Origin of the sequence: Pseudoalteromonas sp. SIMBA_162, assembly GCF_046535955.1 — a bacterium.
Lineage (GTDB): Bacteria > Pseudomonadota > Gammaproteobacteria > Enterobacterales > Alteromonadaceae > Pseudoalteromonas > Pseudoalteromonas marina.
Genome location: NZ_JAWJBQ010000864.1, coordinates 1 through 250, shown reverse-complemented (window position 1 = coordinate 250; position 250 = coordinate 1). Strand labels below are relative to the sequence as shown.

The following is a 250-nucleotide window of genomic DNA, read 5'->3' as shown; positions in this document are numbered from 1 at the left end:
AGCTCGCCGCATGGCCGTCACTGAAGGCCAGCGACAGCGTGTCGCCATCCAGCTGCGCCTGAGTCAGGCTCAGGTCCAGCGGCAGGTCCGCCGCCTCGATCAGGCGCTGACCGGTGAGGGAATCGAGCGTCGTTTCATCGGGACTCCGCTCACGCAGCCAGAGCGCCTCGAAGGTCAGATCGCCCTCGGCGTGGCTCAGATGCAGTTGTTGTCCATGGTCTTTCAGGCTGACGGAATGCGGGCTGCTGGG

The 250-nt window shown here is 65.6% G+C and carries 1 protein-coding gene; it reads right to left on the bottom strand.

Going from position 1 to position 250, the window contains the following annotated elements:
• The coding region (locus R0J88_RS22150; RefSeq protein WP_410901193.1) for a gamma-butyrobetaine hydroxylase-like domain-containing protein at window positions 1-250 on the bottom strand (250 nt) is incomplete at both ends.